This is a genomic window from Mesorhizobium sp. M0217 (assembly GCF_040321955.1).
GTDB lineage: Bacteria > Pseudomonadota > Alphaproteobacteria > Rhizobiales > Rhizobiaceae > Mesorhizobium.
In genome coordinates this window covers 1-7,802 of record NZ_JAMYSN010000054.1, presented here as the reverse complement: position 1 = coordinate 7,802, position 7,802 = coordinate 1, and the positions used below count along the sequence as shown (strand labels likewise).

9 protein-coding genes and 1 pseudogene are annotated in these 7,802 nt (G+C 62.7%); 6 read left to right on the top strand and 4 right to left on the bottom strand.

All coding sequences use genetic code 11. From position 1 onward, the window contains the following. Positions 1–1,306: Y-family DNA polymerase (locus NKJ18_RS32755; RefSeq protein ID WP_352761577.1), on the bottom strand; the 1,306-nt coding region annotated here is incomplete at its 3' end. Beyond that, on the bottom strand, positions 1,221–1,979 hold the full coding sequence (locus tag NKJ18_RS32750; RefSeq protein ID WP_352761575.1) for an ImuA family protein: 759 nt from the start codon (positions 1,977–1,979) through the stop codon (positions 1,221–1,223). The genes NKJ18_RS32755 and NKJ18_RS32750, both read right to left, overlap by 86 nt. A 237-nt stretch (positions 1,980–2,216) precedes the next feature. Between NKJ18_RS32750 and NKJ18_RS32745 the strand changes: the two are divergent. After that, positions 2,217–2,576: pseudogene (locus NKJ18_RS32745) on the top strand (DUF6088 family protein); the annotation flags it as partial. A gap of 115 nt (positions 2,577–2,691) precedes the next feature. After that, positions 2,692–2,889 carry a hypothetical protein gene (locus tag NKJ18_RS32740; protein WP_352761579.1) on the top strand — a complete coding sequence of 66 codons (198 nt, stop codon included), beginning with the start codon at positions 2,692–2,694 and terminating at the stop codon, positions 2,887–2,889. A 228-nt stretch (positions 2,890–3,117) separates the two neighbouring features. On the opposite strand, the gene NKJ18_RS32735 is transcribed toward NKJ18_RS32740, so the two are convergent. Beyond that, positions 3,118–3,690: a TetR/AcrR family transcriptional regulator gene (locus NKJ18_RS32735; RefSeq protein ID WP_352761573.1), complete on the bottom strand. Its 573-nt coding sequence runs from the start codon at positions 3,688–3,690 to the stop codon at positions 3,118–3,120. 108 nt (positions 3,691–3,798) lie between these two features. Here NKJ18_RS32735 and NKJ18_RS32730 point away from each other — a divergent pair, with 108 nt between their 5' ends. Together NKJ18_RS32730 and NKJ18_RS32725 are read left to right on the top strand one after the other, a co-directional pair. Next, a complete protein-coding gene (locus tag NKJ18_RS32730; protein ID WP_352761570.1) occupies positions 3,799–4,485 on the top strand; it encodes a glutathione S-transferase family protein in 687 nt (228 codons plus the stop codon). A gap of 89 nt (positions 4,486–4,574) precedes the next feature. Next, positions 4,575–5,546 carry an alpha/beta fold hydrolase gene (locus NKJ18_RS32725; RefSeq protein ID WP_352761569.1) on the top strand — a complete coding sequence of 324 codons (972 nt, stop codon included), beginning with the start codon at positions 4,575–4,577 and terminating at the stop codon, positions 5,544–5,546. Between the two features lie 75 nt (positions 5,547–5,621). Here NKJ18_RS32725 and NKJ18_RS32720 read toward each other — a convergent pair whose 3' ends face one another. Beyond that, entirely contained in the window at positions 5,622–6,026 is a 405-nt protein-coding gene (locus tag NKJ18_RS32720) for a hypothetical protein (protein ID WP_352761566.1), read from the bottom strand. Positions 6,027–6,225: 199 nt separating this feature from the next. Between NKJ18_RS32720 and NKJ18_RS32715 the strand changes: the two genes are divergently transcribed. Together NKJ18_RS32715 and NKJ18_RS32710 are read left to right on the top strand one after the other, a co-directional pair. Next, positions 6,226–6,651, top strand: a complete 426-nt coding sequence (locus tag NKJ18_RS32715; protein ID WP_352761564.1) for a MarR family winged helix-turn-helix transcriptional regulator — start codon at positions 6,226–6,228, stop codon at positions 6,649–6,651. 67 nt (positions 6,652–6,718) lie between these two features. Then, complete coding sequence (locus tag NKJ18_RS32710) at positions 6,719–7,612, top strand: NmrA family NAD(P)-binding protein (RefSeq protein WP_352761562.1); 894 nt, start codon at positions 6,719–6,721, stop codon at positions 7,610–7,612. The last annotated feature ends 190 nt before the right edge of the window (positions 7,613–7,802 follow it).

The window sequence follows — 7,802 nt, the reverse complement described above, 5'->3', positions numbered from 1 at the left end:
CGGGCCGGGGGGGTGGGGGTTTTTTCCTGCCCCCGTCCTCCTCGGCGGGGCGGGCGGTTTTCGGGGGGTGGGGGGGCTGCTTGGGCCCCCCCCCCCCCTCGCCGGTATCAGGTGCCATTGGGGCAATGCGTTGAACCGACCGTTCGGGAACGTCGCTCTGCACCGGGGCGACGCGATAGAGGTGGTCCTCGCCGACACGGTTGGCGAGGATGTCGATCACATCCGACACATCGGGTTCGGGCGCCTCGGCGAGCGAGGAAATCATCTGCCTGGACCGCAGCGGCTCGGCAACCGTCGCGGCAAGCCGCATCAGCTCGACGCCGAACCCTGGATCGATCGTCTCGATTTTGTCGGTGAGAAGCCGGGTCAAACGCTTCGTGTCACGCACCGGCATTGCTGTGCCGACACGGATCGCCTCGATGCGGTTGTCGACGCGGAAGAACAGAAGATCGAGCCGGCGTGCGCCAAGCCCTCGCGTCTCGAGTGAGGCGCACAGTTCAGCGACCAGCTTGCCGGTATAGCGCGCGATTGTTTCTGCCGCGCCGATCGGCTCGGCAAAATTGCGGCGCACTTCGACGATCTCCTCCGGCCGGATCGGCTCGATCGGTTCGCTCACTCGTCCAAAGGCCTGGTCGAGGCGGCGGCCGGGTTCCGGTCCGAAACGCAAGGCGAGCGACGCGCGTGGCGTGCCGGCGAGGTCCACAATTGCTTCAAAGCCGAGCCGCTTCAGACTGTCGACCGTGCTGGCGGGCAAACGCAAGGCCGCGATCGGCAAAGGCAGGATCGCTTGTGCAATCTCGCCGGATGGAACCACAAGCGTCTGCCCTGTACTGAAGCGGGCCAGAGCGTGGGCTGCACCCCAGCTGTCAGCGACCGCGGTACGCGCGGCGAAGCCGGAACCGCCAAGCCGTTCCACCATCTCGGTGAGCATCGCCGCCTCGCCGCCATGCAGATGTTCGGCGCCGGTCGTGTCGATCACGATGCCATCCGGCGGATCGGAAGCGACGATCGGCGCGTAGCGGCGCAGAGCCCACAGCGCCAACCGCTCGAGCGCGATCTCGTCGGCATCGGGCTCGGCATCATGGACAATCAGGCCCGGGACCAGCGCCTGCGCCTTTCTCGCCGGCATGCCTATGCGCAGGCCGGCGTTGCGTGCTGCCGCGTCGGCCGCAAGCACGACACGGCGACGACCATCACGGCCGATGAGGACGAGCGGCGTCTCAGGCGGAGGCGCGGCGTCGCCCGATTTCCTTCTGAAGCGGTCTGTCGGCCACATCGGAAGGAAGAGCGATACGACCCTTGGCATCGCAAGCCTCCACTATGAAATCTGCGCTCTCTCCTGCACGGCATCGGATCAGTTCAAGCTGCCATCGCGCCCGCCCGAGGGCCGGAACCGGCAATGGCGTCGACGGCAGGACCGACACCCGCCAGCGTGTCTCGGCGGCGGTAGGCTGCCCAAAATCCGTTGCCTCCGTCTGCCGACGCCACCGGCGAATGGCGATGCCGATGGCGCCGGAGCTTTCGGCGGCAAGCTGAAGCCGCCGTGAGGCCGTCATCGAAAGCCGGGCAATCTCGGCAACGACAGCGCCAAAACCTCCGCGAAGACCCTCTTCGAAACAGGCGAGAATGGATTTTTCGTCGCCGGCCTCGACGTAAATCACCCGTCCCGGAGGCAGACCGGCCTGTTCGATCGCAGGCGCGAAAAGATCGGGCCGGGTAACGCACCAAAGCACCTTGCCGGCGGTGCGCGCGGCAATCCCTGCTGCGAACAGTGCCGCGGCTGCGCCATCGACGGCGCCATTGCCACCACCCGCGACCTCGTGCAGACCGCCAAAAGCCAACCCCCCTCCCGGCAGGACCCTGTCAATCGCGGCCACTCCGAACGGCAAAACCGTACGGATGCGCGCATTTCCACCTTCGAGACGCGCAATGCGTTCTCGAAGCTCGGAAATGGCAGCAGGGGGCGCCGATACACTCATCTGACCCTTGAAACGCGGAAAGCCTGTTATATGTTCTACATTTGTTCTCGTCTTGGTTAAGAGTCAACCGGGACAATGTCGTGCCCCTGCGGAAGGAGGCATTCGAGGCTCTCGGATAGTCCCGAGCGCGGGCCATAGGGCCATATACTTCAATGCGAAAATGCGAGTTCCAATTTTGGAGTTTTGGGCCCCGCGGAGTGTCCGAAAATTGTAGCCATATTTCGGACATGCCCATAGTTGAGCCCGATACCGATCTTCGCTCGCGCCTGCTTGCCGGCATTCAGTCCAAACCCGACGAGGTCTGGACCCCCGGCGACTTCGCCGATCTCGGCGCGCGCGCCGCCGTGGACAAAACCCTGCAGCGCCTGGCAACCGCCGGGGGAGCTGCGCCGGATCGAGCGAGGCCTCTATGACCGGCCGCGCACGAACAACCTGACTGGCCGCGCCACCGTGCCGGATTGCCGCGCTGTGATCCGCGCCGTCACGCGCCGCGATCGGGCGCGCGCCGTCGTCGATGGTATGACGGCCGCCAACGACCTTGGCCTGACGACCGCCGTCCCCGCTCGAATAGAAGTGCTGGTCGATGCGCGGTTGAAGCCAATCAAACTCGGCACGCAGGAAATCCACTTCAAATACGCTGCCCCTAGCCGCCTCTATTGGGGCGGATCGGCCGGGGATGCGGGTCGTCCAGGCCTTGCATTGGATGCAGGACATGCTGACCCAGAAGGGCGAACGGAAGCGTATCCAGGCGACGTTGCGCCGCCTGTTTGCCGACCCCAGGCACGGCGAGGCCATTCGCGAGGATCTGCGCGCCGGTCTCTCCGCCGTGCACGGCAACCGCGACGAAGACGACTTTACGTCCTTCGAGCACAACCGCGTTGAATGCGGTGATGCCCGCTATCCAATCTAGATGCGCCTCATTGCTATGCTCGGCCGCTTGCAGGCTTGCCTCCTCCCTGGCGAACGCCTTGTAATCTCAGTGCAGAAGCGTGAAGCATCGGGGTCGAGCGATTGAAGCGATGATCCAGAGTGAAGCTAACCGAACGGCTCGCGCGTTAAGACCAACTCACGTGCACACAAACTCTCGCCCGCTCTCAATCAGCAGCGAGCAAAGTCTGATTGGGCGTGCCGTCAATCGTTACGGGATGAGACCTGTCGCTCGGTAGGCTCGGATCGTACGGTCATAGATGCCGATGTCCTGGCAGCCGCGCGCGATGAGTTGAGCGCCCTCGATGGCAGCGAAGATTGCCATCGCGTGCTCCCGCAATTGTTGCTCGCTCGCCGCAGGCTTGGCCCGCGCCAAGACCTGCGCGATCCAGTCGACGTTCGTCTCGGCGAACCTGTCCACTTCGGTTCGAACCTCAGCGGGAAGGTCGTCGAGCTCCGCGCTCATGATGCCGCATAGGCACATCCGATTGTCGTTGGTCAGTGCCGAGCGAAAGATCTCCGCATATCGATCCATGCACCAGGTTGCGTCCTTCGACGTCGCCAGCAACTCCGCCAGATAGCTTGCCCCCTCCTCCGTATAGCGACGCGCCAATGCGGCGCCGAGGTCGCCCTTGGTAGGGAAATGGTAATGCACGCTGGCGCTTTTTATCCCCACCTCTTTCGCCAGTTCGCGAAAGCTGAGCGCATTGTAGCCACGCGACTGCACCGTCGCTTTTGCGGCGGTCATGACCGCCTCTCGCATATCCGTTTTGGTTTTAGCCATCGTCGATCCATACCTATCACTCGATAGATAGTTGTTGACGCGACAAAAGGGAAGGGATAAACGACGACTGCAATCTATCTATCGATAGACAGACAGAAGGAACCTCCCATGAAAATCTTCGATCGCCCGGGCTTTCCCAATCCAGCCCGTATCCGCATCGTGCTCGCCGAGAAGGGTCTCGAACCGCAGGTCGAGTTCGTCTCCGTCGATCTCATTGGCGCCGAGCACAAACAACCGGCCTTCCTCGAAAAGAACCCGTCCGGCGTACTGCCGGTCCTGCAGCTCGACGATGGCACGTATATCGCCGAGGCAACCGCCATCACCGAATATCTCGACAATCTCGACGGCGACCCGAAGCTCACCGGCAAGACGCCAAAGGAAAAGGCCGTCATCCACATGATGCAGAAGAGGGCCGAAACCGAGCTGCTCGATGCCGTCGGCAACTACTTCCATCACGCGACGCCCGGCCTCGGCGCCGAACTGCAAGTGTTCAAGAGCCCGGAATGGGCCGGTCGTCAGGACTGGGGCAATCGCCAGCGCGATAAGGCGGTTGCCGGCATGACGTATTTCGACAGAGTATTGCAGGACCAGTCGTTCGTCGCCGGCGATGTGTTCTCGATGGCCGACATTACAGTCTTTGCCGGGCTGATGTTCGCCGACGCCGCCGGCATTGCCATCTCTGACGATCATTCCGCGCTCAACTCCTGGCGCGCAAAGGTCTCCGAGCTGCCGAGCGTCAAGAACCGTAGCGGCCATATGTTCGTCGCCGAGGATCTGCGCAGGCTCGGCTTCTAATCTCGCACGCCACCTGAACATCGCGCCGACACGTCCAACCACATTCGCCACTCGCGCCGCCAGGCCGCATAACCTCACGGAGTTCCCTCATGTCCACGATCTCAACACCCGACAGCGCTTCCCGGCGCAACCTGCTGAAAGGGGTCGCCATCGCCGGCGTCGGGCTTGCAGCAGTTGGCGCCGGTGCATCCCCCGCCGATGCAAAGACCCCCGCGCCTGCCCGCGCCGGCAAGGCCACAGGCGATCGCCTCGTCACGAAAGACGGCACCTGCCTCTACTTCAAGGACTGGGGCACCGGGCCGGCCGTGGTGTTCAGCCATGGCTATCCGCTCTCGTCCGACGCCTGGGAGGACCAGATGTTCTTCCTGTTGCAGAATGGCTACCGCGTCATCGCCCATGACCGTCGGGGTTTTGGCCGGTCGAGCCAGCCGTCCGGTGGCTACGACTACGACACCTTCGCCGATGATCTGGCGCAGCTGGTCGAGGCACTCGATCTGCGCGGGGCGACCTTCGTCGGTCATTCGATGGGCGGTGGCGAGGTCGCACGCTATATCGCGCGCCATGGCCAGAGCCGCGTCGCCAAGGTCGCCTTCGTTTCCTCGGTGACACCCTTCCTGCTCAAGACCGCAACCAATCCGAACGGCGCGCCCAAGGAGCTGTTCGATACGTTCCGCGCCGCCGTGCAGGCAAACCGGTCGCAGTGGAATCTCGACGTCACCATGCCGTACTACAGTTTCAACCGTCCGGGCGCGCACGTCTCGGAAGGCCTGCGGGAGAGCTACTGGCGTCAGGGACAGGCAACCGGGTTTCTTGCTGCCTATCACGCGCTTGGCGCCTTCTCGGAAACCGATTTCCGCGACGACCTCAAGAAGATCACCGTTCCCGCGCTCGTGGTCCACGGCAGTGACGACCAGATCGTCCCGCTGGAAATCTCCGCGAAACTGACCGCCGGGCTCGTTCCGCACGCCAAGCTCATTGTCTACGAAGGCGGCTCCCATGGGCTGCTGCATGTCGACAAGGACCGCTTGAACGCCGACCTGCTGGCGTTCCTTCGCGGCTGATGGCGTGCAAAAGGCCGGGGGCTGGCCGTAGCCGGGCCCCCCGCCTTTGCGTGTGATCGTATGCTGATCTGGCAATCAGGACCCGGCGACCTCGTTCACCGGCGCGTTGTAAAAGAGATCGTCACCAAACTTCTCCCCGATGATGCCGCACAGTCCTGCCGACAGTGACAGCGCAGCGTCCAGAGGCGCAAACGTCATCGTCACCCGCCGGACGAGCCCGGTCTCGTCACGCTCGATGACGCCTACCGCTTCCAGATCGAGGCCGGCGCGAAGTGTTGCCTTGTATTGCAGGAAATGGCGCTGATCGATCGCCCCATAGGAGGTGGGCGTCTGCGAGGCGTAGAGCGTGCCGACGGCCTCGACCAGGTACTTGATCTTGTCTCGACCCGAAACCGAACGGCGCAGGACCGTCCCTCTCAGTTCGGCGTCATCGGCAAGATCATCGAGGAATGGGTGCTTTTCTCCGTTGCTGCTCGACATGTCGTTTCTCCGGATGGCGTGATTTGTGGGATGGCCGCGTGAGCGCGATCCAGACTCAACTGCGACGTTCCCGAGCTTAGTGTGTAATTGCACTTCAAGAAATGAGCCGAGGAGCCGGGTTGTGCCGACTCTGGTAATTGCAGGTAGAGCGCCGAGGTTCGGACTTGACACTGTGCAATTGCACATTTAGATATGCCCCATGCCGACACCTACTGGTCCTCATCTCTGTTACGCCCTTGCCGCCCGCCAGAACGCGCGGCATCTGAGCCGTCTTTACGACAGTCATCTGGCGCCTGCCGGACTGTCGGTCTCGCAATTCTCGATTTTGTCTCTGCTGGAAGCCTACCAAAGCCTCAAGATCACCCGCCTCGCCGAAATGCTGAGCATGGAACGCACGACTCTCGTCCGCGCGCTGAAGCCGCTGCAGGCGGCCGGATGGGTCGTCGCCGGCAGAGCCGATAGCGGCCGTGCTTTCGATATCACGCTCTCCCCTTCGGGCGTTGCAAAGGTGACGGAAGCCATTCCTCTCTGGAAAAACGCCCAGGCCGCGTTTGAGCGGGAGGTTGGACAGGATCGTGCCGTGCGCATGCGCGATGAAATCCTGGAGCTGAACCTCGGCGGGTAGCTCCCTTTTTTACCCAATTGTGTGTAATTACACACATTATGATGCAGCCAGACACAAGGAGTTAGAAATGACTGACAAGTTCCTCGTTACCGGCGCGACCGGTGAGACCGGCCGCTACACCGTCCAACGCCTGCTCGAAAAGGGTCATCCCGTCAGGGCGCTGGTCCACAAGGAGGACCAGCGGGCCGAGGCGCTTCGCGGCGAAGGCGCCGAGGTCGTGGTCGGCGACCTGTTCGAGCATGACGACGATATCCGCGCCGCCGCCGGCACCACCGCCGCCTATTTCTGCTACCCCGTCCGTCCCGGCATCATCCAGACGACGGCCTATTTCGCCGATGCGGCCAAGCGCGCCGGCCTCAAGGCCGTGATCAACATGTCGCAGATCTCCGCGCGCGAGGATTCCAAGAGTCATGCAGCGCGCGATCACTGGATCGCCGAGCGGGTCTTCGACTGGTCGGGCGTTCCCACCATCCACCTGCGGCCAACCTTTTTCTCGCAATGGCTGCTCTACCCGTTCGCGCGCAAGACGATCGTCGAACAGAGCATCATCGACCTGCCCTATGGCGCTGGTCGTCATGCTCCCATCGCTGCCGAGGACCAGGCCCGCCTGATTGCAGCACTGCTAGTGGAGCCGGTCGCCCATATCGGCAAGACCTACACGCTTCATGGACCGACCGAGCTCGACCAGCCGGGCATCGCCGCAGCCATCAGCGAGGTGCTCGGCCGCAAGATCAGCTACCAGCCGCTGACCATCCCCGCCTATCGCGAGCGCTTGGAAAAGTTTGGCTTGCCGGAATTTCTGATCCAGCATTTCTGCGCGATCGCCCTCGATTACCAAAACGGCATCTTCTCGGGCGCCGACAAGATCATCGCGGAAGTGACGGGCGTGCCGCCAATGACAGTTCAGGACTTCGTCACGTCGCACCGGGCCGCCTTCAATACGCTGGATGAGGCGGCGTAGCCGCTCCGGCGTGGCCCGACGGAACATCGGAGTCACTGGGTCGGAAGCACCGGCTCCGTCCAAAACGCTGGTGGGGGGGCGCAGTAACCCCCCCCCCGCCCAAAATTTAAAAGAACCCAAATTGAAAAAGAAAATTAGGGGTAAAAAAATTTATTTATAAAAAAAGGCGCGGGCGCCCCAAATAACGCGG

Bases quoted from the DNA above. Each gene is read 5' to 3' on its own strand.
- NKJ18_RS32740 (WP_352761579.1), top strand. From the start codon at position 2,692: ATGCTGACCCAGAAGGGCGAACGGAAGCGTATCCAGGCGACGTTGCGC.
- NKJ18_RS32720 (WP_352761566.1), bottom strand. From the start codon at position 6,026: ATGTCGAGCAGCAACGGAGAAAAGCACCCATTCCTCGATGATCTTGCC.
- NKJ18_RS32715 (WP_352761564.1), top strand. From the start codon at position 6,226: ATGCCGACACCTACTGGTCCTCATCTCTGTTACGCCCTTGCCGCCCGC.
- NKJ18_RS32735 (WP_352761573.1), bottom strand. From the start codon at position 3,690: ATGGCTAAAACCAAAACGGATATGCGAGAGGCGGTCATGACCGCCGCA.
- NKJ18_RS32750 (WP_352761575.1), bottom strand. From the start codon at position 1,979: ATGAGTGTATCGGCGCCCCCTGCTGCCATTTCCGAGCTTCGAGAACGC.
- NKJ18_RS32730 (WP_352761570.1), top strand. From the start codon at position 3,799: ATGAAAATCTTCGATCGCCCGGGCTTTCCCAATCCAGCCCGTATCCGC.
- NKJ18_RS32725 (WP_352761569.1), top strand. From the start codon at position 4,575: ATGTCCACGATCTCAACACCCGACAGCGCTTCCCGGCGCAACCTGCTG.
- NKJ18_RS32710 (WP_352761562.1), top strand. From the start codon at position 6,719: ATGACTGACAAGTTCCTCGTTACCGGCGCGACCGGTGAGACCGGCCGC.